Origin of the sequence: Citrobacter sp. Cpo069 (genome assembly GCF_030332785.1) — a bacterium.
Lineage (GTDB): Bacteria > Pseudomonadota > Gammaproteobacteria > Enterobacterales > Enterobacteriaceae > Citrobacter > Citrobacter portucalensis.
Map to the genome: position 1 here is coordinate 37,918 of NZ_JAOWHD010000058.1, position 23,022 is coordinate 60,939.

33 protein-coding genes and 1 pseudogene are annotated in these 23,022 nt (G+C 46.2%); 5 read left to right on the forward strand and 29 right to left on the reverse strand.

All coding sequences use genetic code 11. The features are described 5' to 3' along the window. Positions 1 to 140 precede the first annotated feature (140 nt). On the reverse strand, positions 141 to 317 hold the full coding sequence (locus tag OGY08_RS15560; protein ID WP_001371930.1) for a hypothetical protein: 177 nt from the start codon (positions 315 to 317) through the stop codon (positions 141 to 143). 510 nt (positions 318 to 827) lie between these two features. On the opposite strand from OGY08_RS15560, the gene OGY08_RS15565 reads away from it, so the two are divergent. The 5 genes from OGY08_RS15565 to OGY08_RS15585 all read left to right on the forward strand — a co-directional run bounded on the left by OGY08_RS15565 (position 828) and on the right by OGY08_RS15585 (position 3,732). After that, positions 828 to 1,772 carry a DUF5417 domain-containing protein gene (locus OGY08_RS15565; protein ID WP_000778029.1) on the forward strand — a complete coding sequence of 315 codons (945 nt, stop codon included), beginning with the start codon at positions 828 to 830 and terminating at the stop codon, positions 1,770 to 1,772. 95 nt (positions 1,773 to 1,867) lie between these two features. After that, the gene (locus tag OGY08_RS15570; RefSeq protein ID WP_001371889.1) at positions 1,868 to 2,470 is read left to right on the forward strand and encodes a hypothetical protein; all 603 of its coding nucleotides are present in this window, start codon (positions 1,868 to 1,870) and stop codon (positions 2,468 to 2,470) included. 59 nt (positions 2,471 to 2,529) lie between these two features. Further along, a complete protein-coding gene (locus tag OGY08_RS15575) occupies positions 2,530 to 2,880 on the forward strand; it encodes a hypothetical protein (protein WP_000743059.1) in 351 nt (116 codons plus the stop codon). A gap of 46 nt (positions 2,881 to 2,926) precedes the next feature. Further along, entirely contained in the window at positions 2,927 to 3,130 is a 204-nt protein-coding gene (locus OGY08_RS15580; RefSeq protein ID WP_001015183.1) for a hypothetical protein, read from the forward strand. Positions 3,131 to 3,411: 281 nt separating this feature from the next. Continuing rightward, positions 3,412 to 3,732, forward strand: coding sequence for a hypothetical protein (locus tag OGY08_RS15585; protein ID WP_000332796.1), 321 nt, complete (start codon positions 3,412 to 3,414; stop codon positions 3,730 to 3,732). A gap of 608 nt (positions 3,733 to 4,340) precedes the next feature. Here the strand turns inward: OGY08_RS15585 and OGY08_RS15590 are convergent. The 28 genes and pseudogenes from OGY08_RS15590 to OGY08_RS15725 form a co-directional block, all read right to left on the reverse strand. Further along, entirely contained in the window at positions 4,341 to 4,460 is a 120-nt protein-coding gene (locus OGY08_RS15590) for a type I toxin-antitoxin system Hok family toxin (RefSeq protein WP_223152483.1), read from the reverse strand. After that, positions 4,408 to 4,518, reverse strand: a pseudogene (locus tag OGY08_RS15595) (DUF5431 family protein); the annotation flags it as partial. The pseudogene OGY08_RS15595 and the gene OGY08_RS15590, both read right to left, overlap by 53 nt. A 335-nt stretch (positions 4,519 to 4,853) precedes the next feature. Then, positions 4,854 to 5,459 carry a hypothetical protein gene (locus OGY08_RS15600; protein ID WP_000137794.1) on the reverse strand — a complete coding sequence of 202 codons (606 nt, stop codon included), beginning with the start codon at positions 5,457 to 5,459 and terminating at the stop codon, positions 4,854 to 4,856. A 216-nt stretch (positions 5,460 to 5,675) separates the two neighbouring features. Beyond that, positions 5,676 to 5,957, reverse strand: coding sequence for a hypothetical protein (locus OGY08_RS15605; protein WP_000703842.1), 282 nt, complete (start codon positions 5,955 to 5,957; stop codon positions 5,676 to 5,678). Between the two features lie 145 nt (positions 5,958 to 6,102). Next, positions 6,103 to 6,279: a hypothetical protein gene (locus OGY08_RS15610; RefSeq protein WP_000802040.1), complete on the reverse strand. Its 177-nt coding sequence runs from the start codon at positions 6,277 to 6,279 to the stop codon at positions 6,103 to 6,105. Positions 6,280 to 6,332: 53 nt separating this feature from the next. Continuing rightward, positions 6,333 to 6,644 carry a hypothetical protein gene (locus tag OGY08_RS15615; protein WP_000633161.1) on the reverse strand — a complete coding sequence of 104 codons (312 nt, stop codon included), beginning with the start codon at positions 6,642 to 6,644 and terminating at the stop codon, positions 6,333 to 6,335. 222 nt (positions 6,645 to 6,866) lie between these two features. After that, positions 6,867 to 7,067, reverse strand: coding sequence for a hypothetical protein (locus tag OGY08_RS15620; RefSeq protein ID WP_000814953.1), 201 nt, complete (start codon positions 7,065 to 7,067; stop codon positions 6,867 to 6,869). Positions 7,068 to 7,106: 39 nt separating this feature from the next. Then, positions 7,107 to 7,331 carry a hypothetical protein gene (locus OGY08_RS15625; protein ID WP_000551490.1) on the reverse strand — a complete coding sequence of 75 codons (225 nt, stop codon included), beginning with the start codon at positions 7,329 to 7,331 and terminating at the stop codon, positions 7,107 to 7,109. 54 nt (positions 7,332 to 7,385) lie between these two features. Further along, a complete protein-coding gene (locus tag OGY08_RS15630; RefSeq protein ID WP_000781547.1) occupies positions 7,386 to 7,589 on the reverse strand; it encodes a hypothetical protein in 204 nt (67 codons plus the stop codon). Positions 7,590 to 8,141: 552 nt separating this feature from the next. Then, positions 8,142 to 8,633 (reverse strand): DUF3085 domain-containing protein, encoded by a 492-nt coding sequence (locus OGY08_RS15635; protein ID WP_001371932.1) that lies wholly within the window; start codon positions 8,631 to 8,633, stop codon positions 8,142 to 8,144. Positions 8,634 to 8,637: 4 nt separating this feature from the next. After that, on the reverse strand, positions 8,638 to 8,949 hold the full coding sequence (locus OGY08_RS15640) for a DUF957 domain-containing protein (RefSeq protein ID WP_001165367.1): 312 nt from the start codon (positions 8,947 to 8,949) through the stop codon (positions 8,638 to 8,640). Positions 8,950 to 9,465: 516 nt separating this feature from the next. After that, positions 9,466 to 9,786: a hypothetical protein gene (locus OGY08_RS15645; RefSeq protein WP_000071366.1), complete on the reverse strand. Its 321-nt coding sequence runs from the start codon at positions 9,784 to 9,786 to the stop codon at positions 9,466 to 9,468. A 178-nt stretch (positions 9,787 to 9,964) separates the two neighbouring features. Beyond that, on the reverse strand, positions 9,965 to 10,192 hold the full coding sequence (locus OGY08_RS15650) for a hypothetical protein (RefSeq protein ID WP_000336109.1): 228 nt from the start codon (positions 10,190 to 10,192) through the stop codon (positions 9,965 to 9,967). A gap of 174 nt (positions 10,193 to 10,366) precedes the next feature. After that, positions 10,367 to 11,260 carry a hypothetical protein gene (locus OGY08_RS15655; protein ID WP_000252081.1) on the reverse strand — a complete coding sequence of 298 codons (894 nt, stop codon included), beginning with the start codon at positions 11,258 to 11,260 and terminating at the stop codon, positions 10,367 to 10,369. After that, positions 11,250 to 12,362 carry a toxic anion resistance protein gene (locus OGY08_RS15660; RefSeq protein WP_000609386.1) on the reverse strand — a complete coding sequence of 371 codons (1,113 nt, stop codon included), beginning with the start codon at positions 12,360 to 12,362 and terminating at the stop codon, positions 11,250 to 11,252. Before OGY08_RS15660 ends, OGY08_RS15655 begins: the two co-directional genes overlap by 11 nt. Further along, positions 12,359 to 13,168, reverse strand: a complete 810-nt coding sequence (locus OGY08_RS15665) for a toxic anion resistance protein (RefSeq protein WP_000368643.1) — start codon at positions 13,166 to 13,168, stop codon at positions 12,359 to 12,361. Before OGY08_RS15665 ends, OGY08_RS15660 begins: the two co-directional genes overlap by 4 nt. A 570-nt stretch (positions 13,169 to 13,738) precedes the next feature. After that, positions 13,739 to 14,350 (reverse strand): DUF6012 family protein, encoded by a 612-nt coding sequence (locus OGY08_RS15670; RefSeq protein ID WP_001371923.1) that lies wholly within the window; start codon positions 14,348 to 14,350, stop codon positions 13,739 to 13,741. A 110-nt stretch (positions 14,351 to 14,460) separates the two neighbouring features. After that, complete coding sequence (locus OGY08_RS15675; RefSeq protein ID WP_000241452.1) at positions 14,461 to 14,994, reverse strand: HNH endonuclease; 534 nt, start codon at positions 14,992 to 14,994, stop codon at positions 14,461 to 14,463. 54 nt (positions 14,995 to 15,048) lie between these two features. After that, positions 15,049 to 15,243, reverse strand: a complete 195-nt coding sequence (locus OGY08_RS15680) for a hypothetical protein (protein ID WP_000159617.1) — start codon at positions 15,241 to 15,243, stop codon at positions 15,049 to 15,051. Next, positions 15,240 to 15,551, reverse strand: coding sequence for a hypothetical protein (locus OGY08_RS15685; protein WP_000172888.1), 312 nt, complete (start codon positions 15,549 to 15,551; stop codon positions 15,240 to 15,242). The genes OGY08_RS15680 and OGY08_RS15685 overlap by 4 nt, the downstream gene beginning before the upstream one ends. A gap of 62 nt (positions 15,552 to 15,613) precedes the next feature. After that, a complete protein-coding gene (locus OGY08_RS15690; RefSeq protein WP_001180999.1) occupies positions 15,614 to 15,853 on the reverse strand; it encodes a hypothetical protein in 240 nt (79 codons plus the stop codon). Between the two features lie 249 nt (positions 15,854 to 16,102). Beyond that, positions 16,103 to 18,487 carry a phosphoadenosine phosphosulfate reductase domain-containing protein gene (locus OGY08_RS15695; protein ID WP_000469469.1) on the reverse strand — a complete coding sequence of 795 codons (2,385 nt, stop codon included), beginning with the start codon at positions 18,485 to 18,487 and terminating at the stop codon, positions 16,103 to 16,105. Positions 18,488 to 18,652: 165 nt separating this feature from the next. Continuing rightward, the gene (locus OGY08_RS15700; RefSeq protein WP_000182312.1) at positions 18,653 to 19,102 is read right to left on the reverse strand and encodes a hypothetical protein; all 450 of its coding nucleotides are present in this window, start codon (positions 19,100 to 19,102) and stop codon (positions 18,653 to 18,655) included. A 50-nt stretch (positions 19,103 to 19,152) separates the two neighbouring features. After that, positions 19,153 to 19,944 carry a hypothetical protein gene (locus OGY08_RS15705; protein ID WP_000774871.1) on the reverse strand — a complete coding sequence of 264 codons (792 nt, stop codon included), beginning with the start codon at positions 19,942 to 19,944 and terminating at the stop codon, positions 19,153 to 19,155. 229 nt (positions 19,945 to 20,173) lie between these two features. After that, positions 20,174 to 20,431, reverse strand: a complete 258-nt coding sequence (locus tag OGY08_RS15710) for a hypothetical protein (RefSeq protein ID WP_001052325.1) — start codon at positions 20,429 to 20,431, stop codon at positions 20,174 to 20,176. A gap of 65 nt (positions 20,432 to 20,496) precedes the next feature. Further along, the gene (locus OGY08_RS15715) at positions 20,497 to 20,823 is read right to left on the reverse strand and encodes a hypothetical protein (protein WP_000556022.1); all 327 of its coding nucleotides are present in this window, start codon (positions 20,821 to 20,823) and stop codon (positions 20,497 to 20,499) included. Between the two features lie 242 nt (positions 20,824 to 21,065). Then, on the reverse strand, positions 21,066 to 21,386 hold the full coding sequence (locus tag OGY08_RS15720; RefSeq protein ID WP_000834113.1) for a hypothetical protein: 321 nt from the start codon (positions 21,384 to 21,386) through the stop codon (positions 21,066 to 21,068). 294 nt (positions 21,387 to 21,680) lie between these two features. After that, positions 21,681 to 22,931, reverse strand: coding sequence for a site-specific DNA-methyltransferase (locus tag OGY08_RS15725; protein WP_000104393.1), 1,251 nt, complete (start codon positions 22,929 to 22,931; stop codon positions 21,681 to 21,683). Positions 22,932 to 23,022 lie beyond the last annotated feature (91 nt).

Here is a 23,022-nt window from a genome sequence, read left to right on the forward strand (position 1 = left end):
AAACCGGTGCGGGTCTCTTGTAAGTCGCAGGGGATTGAGGAGATATAGAGGTAAACCGGTACGTTCAGTTTTTGGATTGAGCCGGGCTTTTGGCCCGGGCTTAAGGAAGCGGAAATTTGAACGAACTGGCAGGTAATGATTTATGCCGCCGACAGCTGGCCGTCAGTGCTTTGCTGTTCTGGTTTGACAGTTGGGGGATAACCGGCAGTTAGCCGCTGGCATTCCGCATCACAGAAAGCCCTGAGGTTGCTGAAGACGGACTCCATGAAATCAGCATGAGCATACGAGTCTACAGGACGTGTCTTGTTATCTTTCATCTTGTTCTCCTCAATCATTATTAAAACCAGCGGATTTAGTTCCTGGCGCTCCATCTGCTGACCGGCTTTCCCAGAGAGCAGCGATGTGTCGGGTTCTGTTTCTCATTTTATCGTTTTCATCGGGCCCATCCGGCCGTATAAGAGACCGATTTGGCATGTTTAAGAAACGTACTGGCGACATTAAAAGCTGAGGTTGGCTTTGGAATAAAAGGATACTTTTCCCGTTTGTCAGGTCTTTCGCTACCGCTGCACGATGATTCTGTCAGGCATTCTGCGCCCTCCTTGGCTGTACATCTTGAAACAAGCGGTGGGATGTTCCCTTCCCCCTGCTCACCGCAGAATAATTGGCAAGTCCCGACGGTCGTTCCGTACGAGCCGGGTCCAAATAATGAATAAATACAACGCCACTTCAATTGTATTGACAATAGAAGTTAGGAGGATCATAGTGTCATTCATGGTGCGGCTTTCGCACCACCGCCCCGGCGGTACCGGGCAGAACTGGAGTACCTCATGAAACTTTCCCGTCAGACGACTTCTGATACTTCTGTTGATGGCCGTTCACGCGCATATGCCTGGGGCCGTGTCCATTATTTCATTATCGAACATGCACCAATGGCTGAGCTGGTCGCTATTGACGAGCTGCTGGAAAAAGCTGGCTGGAGCAATGACGGCTGTCCGAACTATGAGAAAGATGACGAGTTTGGTAATGCTGGTTACAGCTGTGGTTACTGGATCGATATTGACAGCGTGGGAAGCTTCAAGGCTGACTACAAACGTCTTAAGGGTGAGATTAGTGCGCATATCGCCTCAAAGGCGGCAGAGGTGGAGATCCGCGTACTGGACTCGATGTCCGACAAAGAATGTAAAGATGTTGCCTCGGTGGCATGTACTGTTCGCCGTGACTTACGTACGCAGTCCGAATCGCTTCATTCACTGCGTACTATCGTAACGGTTGATCATTACAATCCCTATGTGATCACCAGCCGCCCGCTGAGCATTTCCGCCTGGACACTTATCCACGACTGTCTGAAAACCGGCACCATCAATGACGTCTGTTCACGGTTGAGTTCATTAATCCTGCACTCTGAAGCCGCGATTGCCCGTTGTAAGGGAAGCTCCGACTACTCTTCGGAACACGCTCAGCTATCGTTTTTTGCTGGTAACGACTATGTCACCAGACGCACCCTTGTTGATGCAGCTCACGAAGAGGCTCTGCGAATGAACCGCCGCTTTGATGAACGTATTGCAATGAACGCGGATTCTGATGCCAGAAGGCTCCAGTGCGAATTCAACCTGAGCAACCATGTCGTACAGCGTCGGACCGTTGAATCTGCTCATATCCAGGCAATCAACGAAGACGTCACCCGTTCACAGGCGGAACCACGCTGCCCTGGAAAGCTTCTTCTGAAAATGACCAGTCATGAGGAAGTGCGGGACTCACTGAGCACCTGTTAGTCCAGCGACACCCCCTGCGGCTCTACTACCGGGCCGCAGTCTGCTCCGGCCAGATGGTGCCAGTGGCGTAATGAATTTGTTTAATAAGGCTGAGTATGATGAATAAAGAACAACTAATCGACAAACTGGAACGCGTGGTATGTGGTCAGTACTCCTACGAAATGCAGGAGCTTGCGTATTCGGCCCTCTGCTGCATTAAAGGCACCCCGGACGACTGCGCTAAGTTCCCTGTTACGCGTCCGCTGCCTGACACCTTAGTGGACGTATGGGACGAGATCGGGCAATACCTTGGCACAGGCAAAGCCATTGAAACTCGCAGTTGCGGCGTTTCGCTTCTGCTTCATGGACACTGCTACGATTCAAATCATGTGCTGTACTGGCGCAATGCTGGCGCACTTCCAGCAGCTTGCGATACGCCACTGGCTGGTGGGTCTCGCAAACTGTTCACCTGCTCAGCCTGTGGAGTGGACGGTCTGGATGAACCACCTGAAACCAGTTGCCACTGCTGCACAGAGGGGGCCCACTGGATTGAGAGCAGGCTCTTCACCTCCGGGCAGGCAGACCCTGAAGAATTTAGACCCGTGGCGGTCGTGAAAGAGTGTGCAGGCTCAACGCCGGATGATCGGCTCATCTGGAGCGTGATTGAACAGCTCAACGGCGAACTGGCGGAAGGCGATAAACTATTTAAGCGACGCTGACAGATCACGTCAGCATTTATATCAGACGAACTCCAGAATAATTTAAAGCAACCATGAACATGAAAAAGCCCAAAGCTGCATTACAGAATGCCATGAAAGAAGATGTGCCAGCTGTGACACAGATTCAGATGCGATCTACGGTTTCCAGAAAGGTTCGCTATGTAAAACAGGCAAATCGAGAGGGTCTGAAATTATCTGAGTGGATGTCGCGGCATCTCGACGCTGTCTGTGATACCGCAGATGAGATTCATAAAGGCAAACGCTCAACTCCGGTTGCGCCTGGGAAGATTCCCCCTGAGGTATACCAGGTGATATACGATCAGTGCGGCGGGTTCGTGGAGTGTGATGCTAATGCCCAGGTAATCTGGGAAGCCTGCCGTGATGCCATTCTTAACGGAGACAAAGGGTAAACGGCAGGTATCGCCTGTCATTTTTACCCTTGTGAGGAAAATCCTGATGAACCATGAGAGCCGAACTGTATACCTGAACACGGCCATTGAGGCCCTGTTGAAAGCTGAGGCGGCTCTGAACGAGCTGGCATTAGCCTATGTACTCAAACCAGGTGAAAAGGCAAGCGCATGCCATCCCCGAACCGGTACGCTTTCCACAGCTTCCCAGGTAAGAAAACTTCGCCGTGTTCTAGAAAAAAACAAGTTATGACGGCCCTTATACGCTGGCATAATGTACCGTGCTTCGCTCATCCCAGCAGTATGGGTTTTAAACTCTTCCATTTTTAAGAGTACGGGAAGAGCCTTATTATTGTCGCATACCCTACGGATGCATTGCAGTTCAAACCGCTGTTCGGTGCAATTATTGCTGTATCCGGCGGATTTGAAAATGACAGAAATAGTGATGTAAAGCTCCGCCATTAAAGAAATGCCCCGTAGTTTGGCGAATCAACTTTCTGAATTATCTCGATGAACACCATTTAAGGAAATCGAATGTGTGATTTTTGCAGGGCTGACGAAAATTACTTTCATATGGCAGAATGCGTGTATGACCAACTGGTTAAAGAGTATCCCGTAATGTGGCTGCGGGATTCAACCCGGATCGGGGCCTGCTACCTCTGTCGAGAACTGCTGTCGCCGGAGGGGATGGTCCTGGCGATGCAGAGCGCTTTCCCTGCGAAGGGATGGCGGCTGCGTATTTGGTACAATGAAACCATTGACGAAGAGATAGAACCGCAGCGTGGAGACTGTATTGAGCTGTCCTCCAGGGCGGACGCTCTGCTGTCCTTCATGTCGTTCCAGGAAAAGGTTTAGCGCTGCGGCCCCCCTCACAAAAAGGCGCTTTCCGCGACAAATCTGGTACGACCGGACAACGTTGAGTCAATTCTTGCTTCCCCGCAGAAGAATCCCTATGAAGTAAAGTAGAGGTAGGCATTACGCCCACCAGCAAACCTGATAACTGTTCTTTGCGTAACATCCTCAAACTTCTGGTGCCTTCGTAGACTGCGATGCGAATGCCCATGAGCTGAATTCACCGTATCATTTGACCGGATGCAGCGAGAACAGAAATGACAATGTTTGAACGATTTGCCAGACGGCCATAAAACTCTACTGGGTACAGAATAAGGACTGACCGCAATGGCTACGTTCTATGAGCTACCGACCAGTGAGAAGTCCATTGTTTCCGGTACGTGCCCGGACGAGCACCGGTGAAATTTTTCCCGACTGGATTACGCTAAGGCTTTTGAACGGTTTGCGTGAAGTGGGACTCTTTGGGTCTGGTTCTTGATTTATACAAAAGGCTATATGCCACAAGACGGGAGGAAAAAAGGGTTTCCCCGACTGGAGAAACCCTTTCAAAAGGTGCCGATGGCATACTAATCCACACCCCGAAAAGAGGGGGTTGCCCCCCTCTTTGTCAGCTACTTACCGGATTCGTAGGCCAGGATAGCAGATACCTCCCTTGTTCCGTCTTTCATCCGCAACTCGCAAAGCGAGTTTCGTGTGAGCCAGGTGAATATCAACAGCGTTAAACAAACTATTAATATGCACAAAACAATGGGTTGGTTCGGCATTTTCATGGCCTTCTTCTCCTTGCATTTAAGCAGGCAAGAGGCTACTCTGAATGTGACTAGCATACAGGGGCCTCGGGTTAATTGAAAAATTACTCGGGGCTTTCTGCTTTTACCACAGTCAAACAGTGTTACCGCTGGCTGGGGCAAAAGCCTCCAGCACCAGCGTTATTATACCACCCTGCCCTGATCAGCCAAACACCCCGCCTACATAAATTACTGATTTTTCATTTATTTGACATGATTCACTTCCGGTTGTCGGCGAAAGTCATTTTATACTAAAGAAAAGGGTAACGGGCAGCTGCTGGGTCGGAACATACAGTGCAGTTCCTGCCCGTTTAATTTCCGGATGCAATGGTAGGATCAGGAGGCACTGCTTCCGTTGATTAGGGAAATCTTATGTGCCTGAATACGGCTGTATTCGAGATGGGATGCAATATTACAGATGCGCTCCAGTCGATCATGCAGCCTCGTGTAGGTCAGTCGATGAATACCGGACATTTCATCAAGTAGCCAGCGCTTGATGTAAGGGTTACAGGAAAGCCGGGCAAGATCGTCGTCATCCACTTCGTCAAAGAACCAGTACTGCTCCATCGGGACTACCTGAAATATCCACGGCCGGGGATAGTCCCCTGTGACAACCAAAAACCATGCAAGAAAGCATAGACACAGCTCAACGACCATAAGCATCGAAAATTGCGAATAACTTAGACCGGGCACATAGGGTGAACTATCCGCAACATACCCCCTGAGCAATTCCGCCACAAGGTAGCCCAATAGCGTCAAGGCCAGCATCAGGGTCAGGATTAATCCCCCATTAAACGCTACCGAAGCCTTTTGAACCCGATCAGGTGCTGTCCGGCTGCGATAGTTGGTCACTACTCTTTCTACAAGTGCCCTTATGGCAGCCTGTTCTTTACTGACATCAGCTCCGGAAAAACCGGACGGGCTTTTATTTAATTCAGTCATACCCCACTCCTGTTATGTGCTCTACTTAACAAACACGTAGATCATACAGAGCTCACGGACGCACTCCTGCCAGATAAAGGAGGGAATTTGGCTGTAAGACGGTTAGCCAACAGTTCAGGTTATGCGTGGGATCCGCCCAGTCAGAAAGGATTCCGTTAATAACAGGCAAGGTTAAAGGCAGATGGACGGTGAAATTGTGGGTGCTAAAAGGGGGTATTACTCTTTTTCCTGCATAGCGGTTTTTTCAGCCCGGGTGGCCAGACGAACATTTCCGAAAGGCTCACGGACAAGCAGTGGCTTCTCCTTCTTCCAGCCCCTGATAGCCGTTTCTCCAAACCGACGTGGTGCATTGCCGTTCCAGCGAGCAATCACATGGTTATCATGAATTTCAATAATGACAACGGGGTGGACAATGACCGTTGAAATGGTGGTATTTCCCATTTTGGTACGGGTTACAGACCAAACCTGCATCCCGGATTCCAGCTGGCTGATTTTCATATTATATCCTTAAGCCATCACGAACTGCGCCACAAACAATTAATGTGGCGCAATTTACCATAAACAATAAACATCAGATACCCGTGAAAAGATTTCCCTTTATTTTAAAATTCTTCTGGAGAAAAAATGATATTTCCAGAAGAGGTCAGCGAAATTCAGAAACGGCCATCACAATGGTGCTGCGCTGACGCTGGCGTTCTGCCTTGCGCTGCCTGCGGCGATAGATCTGTTTTGCGCTGACGTAAGGGCAGTCCTCACGGGTATACCAGCAGCAGCCGCAAGGTTCGGGCCGGGGTTTTCCGGCAAGTCCAAATGGTTTCATCAAGTCACCTTTTTAATGTTTTTAATGGAAAGATACTTACCTAACCCATTGTTTTATAGGAAATAACGTTGTTGCATAAACAGATACAGATAACCCTCAGGAGAAAACATGCAAAGGTTATCAGTGATAACCGCGTCCAGATACCGAGTGTCAGTCTGTAAACGTTTTATCACCAGAAAATGTGCTGCCGCAGCCTTAATGCCAGAACTACCGTTTACAACATTATGTATACCCGCTTTGAATAACGAACGAGCATGAATTACCTTTTCCCGGGCCGCTTCGATCTCAGCATTAATAACGCATTGCCGCGCCTGGATGACTGCCTCTCCGGTTAAATCGCGGAAATTCATTAGAGATGTGATCATGATTGACTCTCCAGATTATGTGGAATCATTATAACAACTGGCACCACGCCACAAATAACCTGAGATAAATTCTTTGAAATATTCCTATATATAAGGAATTACAGTCGGAAAAGAAACAATGAAATAGCGCCGACCGCTTAAAATCGATAAATTAAAATGGACGGCACTGGAATGAAAAACTGAAAGTAGTAAGACCGTAATTATCCTTCACGGATGTAAGCTTTAAAAGAGGAGTACTGGCAAAGCTTTGCCAAGTACTTCGGCGGTTGTGTCTACGATTTTACGGATGTCATCGATCTGCGAAGGCTTATTCAACACCACCGTAAAAAGCTCTCCTTCGTTATCAGCCTGCTCGCAGTTTCCGTATCGGCTCCCGTCGTACAGCTGCACAATACGTGACATAGAAGACTTTGTTTGTTTCATGGCTTTGCACCTGCTTTTAGGCAGTTTGGTTACTGGTTATCAGAAGCTGGTTTCATGCGCTTCCGGCTGGGACACGAACTGGTATTTGACGCCGCCAGGCACACCTACTGCTTCGGCAATAGAGTCGCAAAGCCGCGATAAATCATTTAGTGTCATCGGATATTCAATATCTACTGAATATAAAGCACCTGCATTTTCAGCATCTTCGATGTTTTTATACTGGGCACTAAATATAGCAATGGTCTGAATTTCGTGGTTATGCATGAACCGGTCCTTATTAAATTATAAAAGCCACCCGAGAGTGGCCTGAGTGGAAACTTAAATCTGTGAAGTATATTTGAGAGATTTTTTGCGATCCAGATGCCGGGCAACAATGGTTCCGATAACAAGTAGCGTGATGACCGCACTGAAGAAGGTGCTGTCAGGGACGCCCTGGAAAAAATCACTGAAACTGTAAACAATAAAAATCAATGCGCAAAAATAGAAAACGATACGAACATAAGGGGTAAAAAACATTTTCATCGGTTGCCTTCCATTCAGGGAGAATTCTCAGTAATTACATCACACCTGAAGAGAAACTATTTTCGTATAAATGAGCATTTTCGACATATCAGAGGGGGGTTTTACTCATAAATGAGGTAGTAAGGGTCACACTTGAGATGAAAGTTACTTTCCTGGCTGCGAACGAACTATCTCAAATGTTAGAGGTGTGCGTTCGCCTTAAGAGCTTCATGCCCTGAGGAGCTCAACTTGAGCCGATAGTATAAACCTGGCTCCAGATGCCTTACTGGCTGGCATAACTCCACGAGGCCCAGCCGGAACAGGACCGGAGAGCTCCTGCACGTCACATCATCAGGATTCCCCATAAACGTACGCCGTTCTCTGGCCCGTCTGAAATTGCCAGAGATATCATAGATCGTGCCGGATGCCATCCGTCTTAACACGTAAATCTGCGCCCTTGTAAGCTTCTGGGCGGAACTGCTTAAACCTGACATACCTTCCCGGCCTTATATAAAACAATCCGCCAGCAGCTCGACTGGCGGACAATGTTTGACTGGAAACAGCAAGGACATACTATTTGCTGACAAGTTTGATATTGGTTTCACTCATTCGAAGTCGAAACTCCTGAAAACCCTGCTCTACCGCTAACTCCAGCCACTCAACGGGAATGGTATAGCTACAATCAGACCCACCCAAAGCGGCATCACAAGCGTAATCCCAGTCCTCATCCAGTTTTGGATTCATCCCCTGGGCGTAAGCCACAGTATCGCGGGATGCGGGAGAGCCCTCAAGCTCAGCATTAGTGATCAGGTATACACCATGACTGTGCGCGAGAAGCACTTTTGGCACCAGATGTGTGCTGGCAATTTTTGAGGATGAGGGAAAGAAAACCCTACCAGCTTTACGCGCCTCTTCTTCAGTCTGTCCCTCAGCGTTAAGGAGGGCTCCCCCCGGATAGCATGCCGGGTCATAGATCTGATCTGGGGTGACCGAAAACGTTTTTGCGGTGCGAATTTCTTCGATCAGTTTATTGATATCTGCCATTTCAAATACGAGAGTGGTCACAGGCTTACTCTCCCTCTTCAGTGGACAACATCAGATACTTTGTTGCCAGCAGAAGCTCTCCCACATCCTTGAGGGACAATTCAGCTTTGCCTTCTACGGCAAGCTGCAAGCGCTGTCGAATTGCATGAACAGAATCTGAAGATAAAGATGCCATTTTGCGCAAAACGGCATTAGCCTTTTCTACAGCAGGATACAGAATTTCTGAGTTGGTATTATCTTCGTCATTATCAAAGATAATTTCAGAATCCATATTGATGTTATCTTCAAGCCAGCTTGAAAGCACTTCAAGTAATGACATCACCTTTTCAATTTGCATATCGCCTCCTCTGTTAACATGAAACAAATATAACAAAGTGGCTTACCCGGCTAATAACCTGAGCAGAAAGTTTTCGAACTTAGTTTGAAAACAAGTTTTCTGCTCAGGTTAATGTTAAAGTCGCTGGGTAAAAGATAAAAGGCACTGAAGATGATTTAAGCATCAAACAGACTAAATAGGATTCCGTCTTTTATAACGCTTTTAAAATAGAATGAATGAAATATAAATTTTGCGTTTAAGAATGAACGCTGTAGAGGATGATTTATCCAGTGATATGCAGTTTGTGGCCTTTAAAAAGGCTTTATTATGGACTTGAATTGCAAAGAGAGCACCGACATTTTTCTGGGGGCTCCCGCAGAGAAAAAGCTGTGAGGTTATGAAGACGTATAGGAGGTATTCGGCGAAATACTGTATGGCCACAGGAGAGCTTCAGCACCCATATCCTGCCGCCTCGCTCGCCTGTGGTGATTTCAATATGTTCTACGTCATACCACGTAGTTGTATTTCTCACTTTGTTTATGCTTCCTGACACCGCGTGAACGCAATCTTCGTCTGGATGCGTTCATAGATGGAAAACTGCCTTTCAATGGAATCGGCATTAGACAGTAATTCATGAAGCTCAGCAGAATCTGTATCAGGAACGATAGCGACAGAAACTCCATATTTACGCCCAGTTCTGATCAGGTGCGCAAGTTTTTCCTTCTCTGATTCTGTGAGCATTGCCAGATCCCTTCCGGATACCTGCTCGATAAATGGACCAAGGTTTTTCGGAAAAAAGGGTTCGGCATCAGAATTATGTACCGGGAGCGTTTGCGGCTTATCGAAGCTATTGGACATGAAAAGAACCTTTATAGTTAGAGAGGTGGAGACTGAATGCGTAGCCCATTAAAATTAGTAGTGCCACACTCGAATGCTAATCATACTTTATGATGGCTATGGTAGGAATGGCCGTCAACTTAAACCGCCAGAAGCGAGCCATTCACCGTTAAAGTAACTTTCCCGTATGATGTTCTTTTTATGGAATGAGTTGTTCACACTCCTCTTTAAGAGCCGCCCTGGAACGAGATCGACAGACTTTGCTTAATGAAGAGCGTAATTGATGTTCATCAACCCCATCAGCGACAAACTGACCAATTTTCTTTTCAAGACGCTGCATTGCCTCATAAAGCTTGGCATCAGTATTATTTTTAAGAAACCTCAGTATATAATCAGCAATAATTTGAACAGGAGTAAAGTTACACATCATGTATCCTTAATAAGTTGTGTAAAAATAAAACCATAAAAAACATAATCAGAAGTAGATTATTATACTTGAGTAAGCTTTTCAGCTAACAAGCTGGAGAAGCAGATTCCGGTAAATTACTACATATTTGATAAAAGTTACTGAATAAAAAAGCCCAGCGTACCGGGCTTTCATTCAATTTGATTCTAAGAATCTGACTCGCCGCCTGATTTTTATACCAAGAAGAGCGAACAAAACGCCAACGAATGCGACGGGACTACCTACTTTAAGACAATTAACCGACGCTTTTGAAAAGGTATGTGATTTAGACATACGTTTTTGCTCATAACGAATCGCAAGTGGTGAGACGGATTTATCTAAAGCTGTCTTTTCCAATGCATAACGAACTTTCACGGGAATATTTGACTGTAATACACCAGACATATACGCCCTAACAACATTCTGTGTTAACTTCACATCTGGCTTGCCGAGTTTTATATGTAGTTGCGCCTTTAAATAGTTTACAGATACCTCTTCGCCTGAGGGCCAATTACTATCATTTAAATATGCGACAAGTTTATCGTATTTTTCATGTTTTACATATTTCTTGATAACCTTTACAGTCGAAGCTGAAGTGGCATCAGTCTCTTCCGAACCTAAAGCAGATGTAAAAACTGACAAGCCGATAAGAAAAGCGCCAGCAATTAGAAGCATCGGGAATATCTCACCTATTTCCTCCCCCTTTAAAATTTTAAAGGCAGTTGAAGAAACTACTAATAGCCCCATAATCCCTAATAGCAACTTAGAATATGTAGTTAGGAAGCCTCCAAATGCATCGCCAAAATCCGAAACCACTAACTTATCTTCACCTTCAGATGAATTGAAGAATGACAAGGGCACATCAATATCAAAGTCCAGAACTGAAGGTGAGAGGTGTAATGACAGCAACCACAAGCAAAGACCAAAAATCATTATCAGCAGGCCCGCACCAAATATCGCGAAACCTGAATTTCTAATCTTTATAGACCGGTGAAAAAGAAATGACAGTTCACGGGAAAAATCGTCACTACTCTTAAGGTTACGCACCATGATCTACCCCTTTTTGTGTCAGTCGGGTGCGCAAATTCTCACGCATGGCAAGAACCTGTTTTTCTGTTTCCCTGAGCTTAATAGCCCCTTCTCTCTGGATTTTAACAACATCGCCAACCGTCTGGATAAGCGTATCCTGCACCTCTTTAAGGGTGCTTATATCAATAACCAGCCGTTGGTTTGCTTTCATAGTTTCTACTGCATTGCGATGCAGTAATTTTGCATTACTACGGAGTAACTCATTGTTGGCATTATCGATATCATTGGCAAGATTTACAGCGTTACGCTGTCCATTTAGAGAAATGGCTAACAGAAACTGACGCTTGAAATTAGGGACAGTAACCTCTTTGACGCTATGAAACTTGTCGATAAGACTTTGGTTATTTGCCTGTATAATCCGTACCATTGGCAATACTTGCATAGCAGACTGCTGAGAAACAACTAAATCGCCAATACGTTTTTCTAAATTAGCAATTAGCGTATCCAGATCAGATACTTCCTGGAACTTAGCAGGATTGTTACCAACATTAGCTCTGAGATTTTCTGCTTTTAATTGTAATTCTCCCAGCCTTAATTTACCGGCAGCAATATGTACACCTGTTAAGTGGTGTTCTTTAACGACTTCATCAAACATTTGCTGGAGCGAAATATTATTAGAACCGAGGCTATTCTGTGTAACTGAAACCTCTGAAACCAGAGCATCGATTTGTTCACGAGTTGATTCAAACTGTGCGGCGAAATTCTTCCCACGGGTGCGGATTTTATCCAACAAAGGGCCAATAACTGGCAGATTTGAACGACTTTCAGTTAAGTTCGAGATGTTTACATTTCTTGCAAGGTTGATAATTTCAGTTAATTTGCTCCCGGCTTCGTCTAAATCTTTATTGCGAATTTGCTCAAGCAGGCTATCCGCATAATTAGCAGTGTTTTCCCCCATTGCCCGGCCAAAACGATAAACTGTTCCTGGATCATCGGCATTAATGCATTCCGCGACGGCTTTAATCTCTTGTTCATCTTGCTCATTCAGCCCGAACTTTTCCAGTTCAGCGGAAGTCAAAGTAAAAGCAACAACCTCAGTTTTGGTGGTCAAATTATTAATCATTTTTGGAATCCCTCTAAATTTTGTCGCAGGCTTTTTAGAAGAGCCTCGTGGGCCTGATTAGCTTTTCTAACAATCGTAGGGTCAGTGTTATTTACTGATAACAGCGAAAGTGTGTGTTGCCGCCATACTGGAACCAGGACTTTTATAGTTTCGTTAAAGCGGTCAGCAATATCTATACAAGTCCCGCGAGTGATTTCCATCTGCATGGCGGCCATTTCATGAGACGCAAGCAGTGTTGCCAGGTTAGCTAAACGTCTGGCAAATCTTTCCCTCGGTTTATCGAAGACAAGGCTTAGATCGTCACTATTTTTTTCTTCGGTAGAATCCCTAAGGAACTCATGGCCTGCCTGGATAAAAATTTTAAGGCGTTTGATTTCTGACACATATGTTTCAAGCAGCTCTTCTAAAGCCAGTAGCGTCTCATTCACATGTGTCAGATATCCGTTCCCCTCATTAATAAGATTTTCCACCTTCTCACGTGCGTGTTGGTAACGAACGCGCTTTTCAAGGTGTTTGCCCGTAAAGCGGGAAAACCAGGATGGATTGCTACTGATAGAACGTGGATCTGCCTCCGCTAAGGCACTTACGATACGGTTCAAGGCTCCTGATAAAGCGGTAACTGCGTCTTTCTCCAGAAGATTTGAATACTTATCCATAGCCTTCGAAGATAAAGCCGAGTCGCCGTAATGGCTTATTGCCCCAGCATTAAGCAGAAGACCGGGTATAAATTCTTCTTTGAGTTCTGCTATCGATATGTTGCTGCTGTCAGTTGAAACGTTCATTTTTGCCTCAAAATGGTTATCCATGACAGCCTATCATTTACCGTTCTGCTGATTTTTCGGTTAAAGCGCCAAAACCTGGGTTTATCCGTTTTCGAGGCAAAAAAATAGAATCTGATCCTCACGTAACCCTTTGCCATTCTGATTAAAGGAGAAGTCCCCTACTGTCTGTGCACTGAATTCAGCACTGGATGAAGTTAGGACATGAAGTGCACATAGATCCCCTGCTTGACCTACCAATCACCGCCTTCAATGTTTAGATCTGGTGACCTTACAGCGACCATTTCTCTAACCGGATGGTCATTGTTGTCGTGGCTGCTCCCCAACAGCAGGCTTACCGTTCCGCTGGCAGAGTAATACATCGCGTCAGGAAAGTGCTCCCTGACCTCCTAAAGCAATTTGTTCATGCTGTTAGTTAAACGATAAAAGCGTCGGGCTGCGTTCGGCATAGCTTCTTCCAGGAGGTCAGAAGCATCAATCTCACGGCCGTTTATAACGCGGAGAATATCTTGCTCATCCATAGGTTACTCCCAGGCAATAAATCAAAGTGGCCAGGCAAAAGGAGACTCGCCTGGCATCAAAAAGAATAAAAGGTCGTTACGAACTGATAATGATGGCCTGGTCAGTTTGAGGAAGTCGGTTTCCTCTGATGAATGCTGGATGGCTTAAACGAGCAGATGACATGGTCATCGCCAGAAATGTCTCTTCACGCGAACGCAGCAATTCCCCCCATGAATAGGTTTCCCATACGTCGTGGGAAAGATCGGATTCCTTTATGTACCTTGACTGCATTGTTGGTTCAAAATCGACGGGAGCTAGACTGTCATAGGATGGATGTACACGGTACCCCAATTCTTCCTCCCTCTGATGGTATGCATGTGCCAAAAGGACATCATGGGAGACCAAGTCATAGTCTTTGTCCTGAACGAGCGTTTTTACGGTATGACTAATTTTTCCAAAGCCTTCAATTTCCCAGATTGTTATCATTGTGAACTCAGTTAAAGTCCGTGGGCTTTTTACCAGAAAGCCATTTAATGCACGTCGCCCCTTCAACATGACAACGTGGTAGGACTTGTTGGGATAAGGTTTCATTGCCACCAGCGAATCAGCTTTAAGCTCAAGTGACAATTCAGGTACAGAAACTGACACGAGAGTACACTTGTTTTTCATATGGTGAAGAATACGGGGCACAAGATGCAGATACATCATTTTCTCCTTTGAAGGATATACCAGGCAGCTCCTCAGCAGCATCAAAATATTTAAATCACTCTTTAATTAGTAAACCACTGCTGATTAACTTCTTTTATGTTTCACAGAAATTATTCGTTTTGTTTCTGTTCGTTATACTGCTCAAACCAGAAGACGACCGGTTTTTCTACAATATGAAGCAACCCAAAACGTTCTGCGGTACGGAAATTCACGCTATATGCGCGAGCCCGTTCAACCTGTTTGGTAATTTCTTTTCTCATTCCTTCAACACTAAAAGCTCCTTTAAAAAGGTTGCAGGGGGCGCATGATGGAAATAAGTTTTCTATAGCATGCAGTTCAGGGTGCATAACCTTACCCGTACTTCGGGCAACATGAGTTACGCCGCTGCCGACAGGGGCTCTCACCAGTTCAAAGTCGCGTCGAACAGGCTCAACATGATCGGCATGCCACCCTTTTTCAGGAAGCTTGCAACCACAATAGGCACAACGCCCCCCAAATTTCATTCGCAGCTCAGCTCGCTGTATTTTAGAGATCTTATTTTTAGGTTTTGAGAACCTACCATCAGGTGATTCAGCTTTGGATAACTTTGCTGAGGGCTCAGGTAATTCAACTAAATTCCCGTTGATATTTATCACCTTGACCATATCATTTTCCGCCTTTACTAAGCTCACGGGCACAGGAACTGGCTTAAGTAACCGCTAAAGATAACAGCCACTGACTGCATCTACCCAGACCTTCTGTTTATACTCAATAGGCCACCCCTCTTTATCTGCCCGGATGACGCAATCATTTACCGTGGTGCGTGACCGGATACGAACATCAAGCGGAAGCGAATCGTTATCCACACGAGCCTGTGCCTCATTTAAAATGCGTAAAAACATCTCTTTGGTCATTCAGATACCCCCTCAACTTTGCGAATTTTGATCAGATGAGGGCGACTCAGTTTACAAAGTTGTTCTGTCGCTTCATCAATCGAATTGAACCGATGAGCCTCTTCGATATTTAAAGTCCAGTATTTCGCTTTCCCTTCTCCCAGATCGGACTCAAAATAATTTCGCTTTACATCCATTTTTTTAGGCCTGCCATTTATCTTGACGACATTATGTCTGTCATCAAAAAGAAATTCGTCCCCCTCAAAAGTGATTAATACAAATGGCCCCTCAGGCTTGGAAGTCCGGGAACTTTCCATTTTCAAAGTCATACTTCAGCCTCTCGATAGAACTCATGAAACGTCAAATTAAAATGGACTCACACCACACTGATTCAGTATTCCTCCTGAACCCCATTAGGCTCTGTTGTGATTTCATATTTAATTCCGCCAGGTGCTCCCACAGCGTCCGCGACCGACTCACACAGCAGCGAGAGATCGTTGAGGGTCATTGGGTGTTCAATGTCCAGCGTGAAGAGTTTCCCGGCTTGCTTGGCGGCTGTCTTGTCAGCATGTTCGGCATTAAAAAGGTATACGGTGTGTTTTTCCTGAGCGGGTGTATTTTGATTTTGCATTGATGATCCTTTTGTTTAGTTCCCCGATTCCGGGGGTGAGTGAATTAATTTAAATTTATATTCGTCTGGTTTAATTAGAACGTTTCCACGCTATGCGTAAACAGGTAATGCAAGGGCTGTATCAACAGGATTAAAGTTACTTTTCTGGATGCAGCAACGCTTGGACATGATGTCCACATTACATCACGATCAAAGCTAAGTTTTTTTTGTATAACCCCTCCATTTTCGTGTGTTTCGCGTTTCAGACGCTTATACGACCTGCTTGACCATCCTCATCAGAAGGCGGTTTAACAGTCCTTTCGCTGTCGGGCGATTGCTATCGACATAGTAAAAACCTGTTTTGGTCGTACCGTGAGCACTGCTCAGCACCCTCAGTTCCCAGATAACGTCACGGATAACGCCGCCATTTTCTGGCTTAAGGCATTCAGATAAATGGCGCATGAAACGAGCTCTTACGGCACGGTAATAGCGGAACTCCTCTGGCTGGTTAGTATTTTCTTTCACCCGGAGTCGCTGGTTACACAGAGTTAGAACTGCATCCATCATTCCCGCCTTCAGCTTCGCCTGGATCGCACCTTGTTGCTGTTCCCTCTCACCTTCGAGTAACGTTAAAATTCTTTCTCCGAGTGCCGTCTTGTTGTGTACGTGCAACTGAACACAGGCAGCTACGCATGCCCAGAATCTGAACTTTTTTATCTGTCCACGCAATTTCCGGGCTACAACCTGACGGTATGCAGAATCACTGAGTATTTTAAAACGCCGACTGGCAACCAGCTCTGGAAGCGACACTCTGTCGCCTATCCCCAGGCGGGAAAAGGTTTGTCCCCGTTGTGCGAGACGATGATAGACAGCGCCCTTGCCTTTTGAAATTCGGACCGCGCCATAACGAAGAAGATACTGAGCAGCAGTCGTTGGAGTAAACTCACCGTCAGCGATGCGCTGGCGTAACCCGTCGTATTCATGCCAGATAATCCAGGACGCCGTATCTTCTTCAACAGTCAGCTCATCCTCTTCCTCGAATGCCACGACGACAGAACTGCTCTCTCCGGTCTTTAGGCTACGTGAAGCCCTGGGGTCAGCCTGCCCGTCAAAATAGGTCATCAGCGGCAACGTATCAGTCAGTCCATCATAAGCTGTACCGAACCGGCCTCCGGGCAGTTTCATCCAGAGTGGAGCTGGCATTGGTGTACGGGGCACAGGCTGCATGTCAGGCTCATCCTCAAGAAGGTCCAGATCGGCCTCTTCCCAGACCCTGCGATAGATCTCAATTGCCCGAAACGGGCGAGGGTTGAAACAGTGCAACGACCAGAGGAAATCAACGTGGATCACGTTTGCTTCCTGTACAAGCCGAAATTGTGGCTCAGCCATACGACGGTTATAAGCCGTATCGTCAACCTCGCCGGAAAGTAGCTTTCTGCGATGCTCTGCCGCACGTCTTGCTTCAACATAATCAAGGCTGCAACAGGCATGAAAAAGACGTTCAGTCAGGGACGAAGAAAAGATATTGGGTTGAAGACGCACATATCCGCCTTCGAACACTTTACGACCGATATAATCCCGCAGGCTCCAGTCGTACTGGATCTTAGAAAGAAATCGCTGAAGACGACTCAGGCCAGCCTGATAACCGTATTTCTCCGGGTCAGTTCGAAGGAGCGTTTCCATTGAATGGTCAACCCCTACTGCTGTGCAAAGCGAGCACCCATATCGAGCCCCACAAGCTGATGTTCGAGTGGGTTTCTCCGGCGACCAGATACACTCCCCGGTGGCGTCTTTATAAAGCGTTGCCAGGCTGAAGTTATCCGGCATAAAGCTTGGTAAAGGGAAGCGTGATTCGGAACCACAGGCCATCAGAAAAGACCAGATGTCCTGAGTGCGCCACTCCTTTACCGGATAGAGTTCACCACCGTGCTCAGTCAGGGTTACTTTCCTCGCCTGCCCTCCCATTTTGAGGATATTTCCGGCCCTTCGGGCACTTTCATCATCCCTGGAGCCCAGCATCAGGCATACCCTGCTTCGAACGGATGCCGGGGCGTTTTTCAGGTAACGAGCTTTGGCCTGGCGCAGGGGCGCGATTTTGTAGTCGGTTGAGCACTGTCGGGTAGAAGAATTAGTCCAGGTCGGAAGTCCGCGCCCAGTCAGAATGCGGCCGACCCAGCTCTGCGTAAGAGACGGTCGGGCGACAAGGACTGTGACCGGTAGCTGGTGTTCAGCAATGAACATTCTGAGCTGGTTGAGAACCTGTGAAGCCTGATAGTGCATCTCAGGGTTTTCGATCAGCGTATCGGACATCTGAATGAAATGATGTTCGCTGATATTTGTGCCGTTACGTACTGCCCTGATCAATGCCATCAGAAACAGGTGCAGAAGAGAATGGGAGTCTTTGCCGCCACTGTATCCCACGCACATTGTCCAGCCGTCCGTAATAGCCTGATAAATAGCAGATGTGGCTGACATGACCAGAGAAGAAAGACTCACAGTCTCCTTTTCATCGGTATAGTTCAGATCGGCATCGGTTGTCAGGGTCTCCCAAACATCCGCCCATTTATCATGTTTCAAAATGGCAGCATTAGCCGCCTCAGGAAAAATAACTTCTGAGGATAATTCAAGGAATGAGTCGCTTTTTTCAATAAACATATATTTTCCTGAACCACGGTATATGCTGCATCACTGATATTATTAGAACTTTAAAATAACTACAGCGCAACCATTTAGCGAAATTATATTAAATCAAAATCACGCGGATTTAATGTCAATATATATAAAAATAATCCATTGTAATTTAATCACCCGGCACAGCTATTAGTTATAGGTTGGCGGCGTAATAAATGCCGTATTATTTGTTTTCAACTCAGACAGCGGAATAAAAGGAGTGTTAAGAGTCATGTCATCACCACAATGGCGTGGTAGAGCTGAAAGCTGAAATGAATCTTTCATCACCCTAATAACCGGGCATTCCGTACGTGCTGATGGCATTACTTCCCGCAGCATCGCTTCCTGCTTTATGCTGTCGCTATGCTTATATTCATCCATGTCTTTTATTTCTTGAATTTCATCTTCACCACAAAATGACCAGTTAGCGTCATAGAAGTAAAACTCAGTTAAATGAAGATCGTTTTCTTTCACGTATGCCGCCAATTTGCGGATACGCTGTTCAAGCATTGTATCTATCCGTAAGGAAACACTCTGCGGAACGTCACTTGCAAATTCATTGATACAATCAACGGTAGAAACTATGAATTTATTGGTCATGGCAGGCTCCAGGCCACCGGGGAAACCGGTGGCTACGGTAATTGGCAGGCTTAAGCGCCGCAAAGGGTGTCAAGGGAAGGGAGAAGCTTGCTCAGCTTGTCGTAATCGAGCGGAGACAGTTCTGTAACGAGTTCGACCGAAAGACTAGTGTTGTCTTCTTCACACAGAATATAGATTCCGTCTTCTGGCTCTTTTCCGGCACATGCCTTCAGTCGTTTGTTAACGACCTCCTGGGCTGAATCCGCTACGTCGCAGCTCAGGACATAGCTTGCCACATAGCTGCTCTCACCGTGGTAATGCGTCACTTTACACAGAGCATACTGGATACCGGCTTTGTGAGCCTCATTCATGAGACGAGAAAACTGACAGCCATCCTGGTAATAGTGGGTATCCTTTGTGACCAGAATAGTCATACCCCCAAATTCATCTGTCCGGCTTTTACTGCATGTAAATGCAGCAGTAATTGTTACCATTTCCGAGAGGTCGAATACCGACAGCACGGCAGTTGTGAGGCAAATTGCATGGTCAAGATCAATGGTCTCTCCATGAAAAACTGCCAGCCCACTGCTGGTAACTTCTGTTGCGAACAACAGTTCATAATTGCAGTCTGGGCAGGATGGTTGCCCAAAGCTCGGCTCAGAAGGGTCATACTCAGGGTGGTTCTCGATAATACTGAGGATCAGCTTCTCAGTCAGAGAACAATCTGTCAGTGGCTTATCAAGCAAACGCTCACCTTCTGCAATTTCTGCTTCGGTAACGAATGTGATTGCTTCTTGTGCCATTTTTGCCTGCTCCTGAGTGCAGGGAATAATAAACGACGCCTGAGTATAATTATCTGCCACAGTTGACTCCTTGATTATTTAATTAATGTATTTGATGAGAAGATCATAACAAATACACTAATACCAACTAATAACCTGAAGGCGTTTTTTTAGAAAAAATATTAAGAAGAAGAATATGAACACTACCTCATCTTAAATTAATATCATTCAGGATTAATATTCATTTTTGCAAATAAAAACCGCCAGACGGCGGCTTTTATAAAGAGGGAAATATCATTGGAAGTTGAAATTACTTCACGGCAGGCCGACAAATTACGCGACTGCTGTGAGCTGAAGCGAAACTTGTAGAGGAAACTATAATCACCTTTTCTAAGTCGTCGGCACTGTCAGCAATATGATGCCGGAAAGCCTCCTCTGCATCACCAGGGGAGTCGGCTTCGACCAGGTAGGCCTGATCATCATCATCAAACATAATGCGCCCGGAAATGAGATAAAGTCGGCTCAAATCTGGCGTTGCTGCGCTCGTGCTTCGTTCGTTCAGATTCATTTTTTCTCCGTCTGTTGCTCGTAAAAAGAATGACGCCGGTTTAAAAGGCGTCGCCAGGGTTCGGGCTAAAACGCAGGGTTGCCATCGAGGAAGCTCATTGGCTGGCCAATAGCGGATGCCACCCTGAGAATTTCACCTGGTGTGGCATAACGCAGCATTTCAGAGCGTCCAAATTTCTGATACTCATCTACTGACATCTTTCTCCACTCTGGGTGAGGATCTTTTCCGCACAGTGACCAGTTGCTTTCAGAGGAATCACGACGGAGAACGTACACATCAAGCGAGGCTGTAAGCCCACTTCCATATCCCCGCTGCGCTACAATACGAACCTGAGAACCATCGTCGCGTTGCAACGTCTGGGTTAATTTCGTGATAGGATCCTGAGAATGCATGCCATTTACCTCGTTTTCAAAAGATTTACCGTAAGTAAATGATACCGAATCGAGAATTCTGGCTAATAGGTCAGAAGAAAAAATAATGAATATTTTTGAAGTGTAGGATAATGATTAGAATAAAATGGCCTGAATAAATCGCTAGCGGTTAAATCCGCTTATTTCAGAGAAGCTCTGATTTAGTAGTTAGGGAAAACGATGCGGTGAAAAGTAACTTTTACACCGCAATTCAGAAAAAAGTTTCAATTAGTCACATTACGAATAACCCGGCTTACTTTCGCATGTGCGTTCCCCTGGATGTTAAAGTAAAGCCCCTCAGGCAGACTCGTCGCCCACTTAACTCCTCGCTCAGCCATACGCTTCGGTGTTTCCAGCCAACCACGAGGAATATTGCCCGTAACGTCACCGATAACCCGTGAAATGCATGCTGCTACCCGGATGCCGCCGGGAATATCGCATTCGGATTCAACAATATGCATAACCTCAAATAAAGCACCATGCCGCTGGACATGATCGCCAATGTGCAACTCGATAGGAGAAACCATTTCTGTATCTGACTTCATATCTGTCCACCTTTAATTTAGAAACCGTCTAAATTACCAATATAGTTAATGTACCGGATGTTAATTCAACAAGTTCTGTATCACAACCATCAGTTTTTTTTGTTGGGTCTATATCGGAGAAACAAGTGAATATTGAATACACTCGTTAATACAGACAACCGGAAATGAATGGCACCCTAATTATCTCTGCGGCGTATGCTAAGCCGTTAATATTGTCATTTTATGGTAGAAACAATGCAAAATGAATAAACCGCTTGTCGCTTCAAACCACTTTATCAAAACCGTTAACTTGCATTAAGCCCGATACAGTTCGGCGAGCTCGTCCAGCATGGGGTTACTCTTATATCCCGGTGCGGCCGTAAAAAGGTTTCGGGAAATCGCCAGCCATTCCATGATTTTGTCCGTCGCCAGCCAACGTCTGCCAAGTCGCTCGGCTGCGATGGGAACTTTATGCAGGCCAGCGAAGGGATCTACAACAAGATCTCCCGGCTCTGTCAAAAACTCAATCAGAAACGCTGCAAGCCTGGTAGGAGACGTTGCACCATGCAGCGGAAAACCTAGCTCGCGGGCAATGGAATGGCAAAATCTCGTATCAGCGCAGCTATTGCCGTAAAACAAAGTATTTTTGGGGATCGTTCCTTCTGTTTTATTTCCAAAGGATCCGCTTTTAAGCTGGTACGCCCCATCACCATAAAAGGTCGTGCGATTTTCACCGCCTGCTGCCTGCAATTTAAGATGCTGCTCTGAATGCGGTTGCAGTACACGTAAGTTGTTTGAACGAACCTTACTCGCATCATTGGTAAACCACAGCACAGGCTCATACGATGAGCAGAGCTGCACTCGTTGCTTACATGCCCAGTGCGTTGGCGATGGGGGCTTACTGCGATTCACCCACTGAAGCCTGTCCATGAGCTCAAGCCCCAGCTTGTCACATAATGCCAGTGTCAGACGCTCCAGATACAGAGAACGTGAAGGCCTGCCCCTATTAAAGCTATCTTGAGTGATATTCAATGCCACACTTGCGCCGGGTACAAGCTGTTTCACGATCGGTTCGAGGATACGCAGAAGCCAGTCAATATAAACCTGCTCGCCACGCCCCCCGCCATGCCCGTAGTCTCTTGAATTTCGAAGGAGGTAAGGCGGCGAGGTCAGGCAAAGATGAATTTGCTCTGTGATATTGCTGAAGAAGGCATAGGCGTTTCCAAAAACCGATGCCCCAAGAGAAGTTGAGAAACCGACAACACAGAGCTTTTCCCATGACTCGTGTAGGTTTGTTTTCGTCTTAGAGGAGTATCTCCAGACGCCCCGTTTTTCTGGAACGCGTTCGATGACTCCGGCCTGCCGAAGAGTCTGCTGAAACCAGCGTACTTTGTGTTTGACGCCGCTGGTTCTGGTTTTATCTGACCCAAATTCTTTCAGTTCGTGCAATTCGGCATCCGACATGCCAGTTTCACGCTGCACTTCGCGATAAAGCTCGTCGTTGCTCAACGGCAATTCGGAGGCTGCGTAGATCCGTGCAATTAAATCCGTAGAAATCGTGCTCATCAGCCATCCTTAATGGAGATGCAGTTTAAATATCGGCCTGATGGTTGGAAGGGGGATTACTAAATCAAACCGATCTGTTTATTTATAGGCT

What these genes read in the sequence shown, in the direction of transcription:
- OGY08_RS15565 (WP_000778029.1), top strand. Translation starts at nt 828, where the DNA reads ATGAAACTTTCCCGTCAGACGACTTCTGATACTTCTGTTGATGGCCGT.
- OGY08_RS15700 (WP_000182312.1), bottom strand. Translation starts at nt 19,102, where the DNA reads ATGACCAATAAATTCATAGTTTCTACCGTTGATTGTATCAATGAATTT.
- OGY08_RS15625 (WP_000551490.1), bottom strand. Translation starts at nt 7,331, where the DNA reads ATGCATAACCACGAAATTCAGACCATTGCTATATTTAGTGCCCAGTAT.
- OGY08_RS15620 (WP_000814953.1), bottom strand. Translation starts at nt 7,067, where the DNA reads ATGAAACAAACAAAGTCTTCTATGTCACGTATTGTGCAGCTGTACGAC.
- OGY08_RS15645 (WP_000071366.1), bottom strand. Translation starts at nt 9,786, where the DNA reads ATGTCCAATAGCTTCGATAAGCCGCAAACGCTCCCGGTACATAATTCT.
- OGY08_RS15725 (WP_000104393.1), bottom strand. Translation starts at nt 22,931, where the DNA reads ATGAGCACGATTTCTACGGATTTAATTGCACGGATCTACGCAGCCTCC.
- OGY08_RS15710 (WP_001052325.1), bottom strand. Translation starts at nt 20,431, where the DNA reads ATGAATCTGAACGAACGAAGCACGAGCGCAGCAACGCCAGATTTGAGC.
- OGY08_RS15655 (WP_000252081.1), bottom strand. Translation starts at nt 11,260, where the DNA reads ATGGTGCGTAACCTTAAGAGTAGTGACGATTTTTCCCGTGAACTGTCA.
- OGY08_RS15685 (WP_000172888.1), bottom strand. Translation starts at nt 15,551, where the DNA reads ATGACTTTGAAAATGGAAAGTTCCCGGACTTCCAAGCCTGAGGGGCCA.
- OGY08_RS15660 (WP_000609386.1), bottom strand. Translation starts at nt 12,362, where the DNA reads ATGATTAATAATTTGACCACCAAAACTGAGGTTGTTGCTTTTACTTTG.
- OGY08_RS15610 (WP_000802040.1), bottom strand. Translation starts at nt 6,279, where the DNA reads ATGAAACCATTTGGACTTGCCGGAAAACCCCGGCCCGAACCTTGCGGC.
- OGY08_RS15600 (WP_000137794.1), bottom strand. Translation starts at nt 5,459, where the DNA reads ATGACTGAATTAAATAAAAGCCCGTCCGGTTTTTCCGGAGCTGATGTC.
- OGY08_RS15640 (WP_001165367.1), bottom strand. Translation starts at nt 8,949, where the DNA reads ATGCAAATTGAAAAGGTGATGTCATTACTTGAAGTGCTTTCAAGCTGG.
- OGY08_RS15650 (WP_000336109.1), bottom strand. Translation starts at nt 10,192, where the DNA reads ATGTGTAACTTTACTCCTGTTCAAATTATTGCTGATTATATACTGAGG.
- OGY08_RS15585 (WP_000332796.1), top strand. Translation starts at nt 3,412, where the DNA reads ATGTGTGATTTTTGCAGGGCTGACGAAAATTACTTTCATATGGCAGAA.
- OGY08_RS15670 (WP_001371923.1), bottom strand. Translation starts at nt 14,350, where the DNA reads ATGATGTATCTGCATCTTGTGCCCCGTATTCTTCACCATATGAAAAAC.
- OGY08_RS15605 (WP_000703842.1), bottom strand. Translation starts at nt 5,957, where the DNA reads ATGAAAATCAGCCAGCTGGAATCCGGGATGCAGGTTTGGTCTGTAACC.
- OGY08_RS15690 (WP_001180999.1), bottom strand. Translation starts at nt 15,853, where the DNA reads ATGCAAAATCAAAATACACCCGCTCAGGAAAAACACACCGTATACCTT.
- OGY08_RS15680 (WP_000159617.1), bottom strand. Translation starts at nt 15,243, where the DNA reads ATGACCAAAGAGATGTTTTTACGCATTTTAAATGAGGCACAGGCTCGT.
- OGY08_RS15665 (WP_000368643.1), bottom strand. Translation starts at nt 13,168, where the DNA reads ATGGATAACCATTTTGAGGCAAAAATGAACGTTTCAACTGACAGCAGC.
- OGY08_RS15575 (WP_000743059.1), top strand. Translation starts at nt 2,530, where the DNA reads ATGAAAAAGCCCAAAGCTGCATTACAGAATGCCATGAAAGAAGATGTG.
- OGY08_RS15570 (WP_001371889.1), top strand. Translation starts at nt 1,868, where the DNA reads ATGATGAATAAAGAACAACTAATCGACAAACTGGAACGCGTGGTATGT.
- OGY08_RS15580 (WP_001015183.1), top strand. Translation starts at nt 2,927, where the DNA reads ATGAACCATGAGAGCCGAACTGTATACCTGAACACGGCCATTGAGGCC.
- OGY08_RS15675 (WP_000241452.1), bottom strand. Translation starts at nt 14,994, where the DNA reads ATGGTCAAGGTGATAAATATCAACGGGAATTTAGTTGAATTACCTGAG.
- OGY08_RS15560 (WP_001371930.1), bottom strand. Translation starts at nt 317, where the DNA reads ATGAAAGATAACAAGACACGTCCTGTAGACTCGTATGCTCATGCTGAT.
- OGY08_RS15695 (WP_000469469.1), bottom strand. Translation starts at nt 18,487, where the DNA reads ATGTTTATTGAAAAAAGCGACTCATTCCTTGAATTATCCTCAGAAGTT.
- OGY08_RS15615 (WP_000633161.1), bottom strand. Translation starts at nt 6,644, where the DNA reads ATGATCACATCTCTAATGAATTTCCGCGATTTAACCGGAGAGGCAGTC.
- OGY08_RS15715 (WP_000556022.1), bottom strand. Translation starts at nt 20,823, where the DNA reads ATGCATTCTCAGGATCCTATCACGAAATTAACCCAGACGTTGCAACGC.
- OGY08_RS15630 (WP_000781547.1), bottom strand. Translation starts at nt 7,589, where the DNA reads ATGAAAATGTTTTTTACCCCTTATGTTCGTATCGTTTTCTATTTTTGC.
- OGY08_RS15720 (WP_000834113.1), bottom strand. Translation starts at nt 21,386, where the DNA reads ATGAAGTCAGATACAGAAATGGTTTCTCCTATCGAGTTGCACATTGGC.